The organism is Campylobacter sp. IFREMER_LSEM_CL908 (assembly GCF_025771545.1).
Lineage (GTDB): Bacteria > Campylobacterota > Campylobacteria > Campylobacterales > Campylobacteraceae > Campylobacter_D > Campylobacter_D lari_D.
Genome location: NZ_JAKMQK010000035.1, coordinates 1 through 1,063 on the forward strand (window position 1 = coordinate 1; position 1,063 = coordinate 1,063).

The following is a 1,063-nucleotide window of genomic DNA, read 5'->3' on the forward strand; positions in this document are numbered from 1 at the left end:
AATACTTATAAAACTAGCTGCAATAACTGCAGTAATTTGAATATAGGCCATTTTCTTGCTAGATTCTTCTATACTGTCAATATCTGTTACACTGCAGATAGTATCTGAATCTATTTTATCGCAAATAGATAATTTTTCTTTACCCATTTCATTAGTATAAAAAAACGCCTCGCCTGGTTTTGCTTTACTAAAAGCTTTAGCAACAATAGCAACATTTTTATTATCTTTGCCAAAATAGTTTTCATCGGTTGAAGCAAATGCAAACAATGCTTTATCAAAAACAAAAGATGAGCCTGGTAAATGTTTTAATCTATCTTCTAATTTCTTCACAGAAACATCGATAGCCAAAACCCCTATAAACTTACCATTTTTAGTTAAAGATATAGAATAGGTAAAAGTAGGAAGCCCCGTTGCTATATCTGTATAAATATCAGTTACATTCCAACCTGTTTTCTTTCTAGCTGCTATATAAAATTCTCTTGTAGTTGCATCATAATTTTGCTCTTTTCCATAAATTAAATAATTTACTCCTTTGGCATCGCTGTCTTTGTTACTTAAAACTAATTCCCCATCAGGTTTTGCCAAATAAATAGCTTGATAATCGCCTATATCTTTTGCAGCTTTTAACTGAATTCCAACATCTTCTATTAATGTTTCTTCGTTGGCTAAAATTTCATATGGATGATGTAAAATACTTTGGGCAAATCTTTCTAATGCGCTTGAAGAGTTGTTGTAAAAATTTTGTGTTAAATTTTTTGCAGAAATAAGTTTATCTTGTTCTGCTTTTATAACTTCTTTAAACAGAGAGTCTTTTACAAAAACAAAAGTTATAATACCTAAAATAAGTAGACAAAATATAGCAATAAAATTTGCTATGAGTGAGATTTTTATTTTCGCACTTTTCATTGGTTTTCCTTTTTATGTAAATTTGTAGTTATTTTTTGAAAGTGAAAAAATTATCTCATAGGAGTATAAATTTAAAAAAACGATATATTAATAAAAAATTATCTATATAAATAATATTGGATAAATATAAATTTTATTAAAACACAATATTAAAAAC

The 1,063-nt window shown here is 27.3% G+C and carries 1 protein-coding gene; it reads right to left on the reverse strand.

Going from position 1 to position 1,063, the window contains the following annotated elements; genetic code table 11:
* Positions 1–906: PDC sensor domain-containing protein (locus tag L8U04_RS08250; protein ID WP_263709822.1), on the reverse strand; the 906-nt coding region annotated here is incomplete at its 3' end.
* Positions 907–1,063 lie beyond the last annotated feature (157 nt).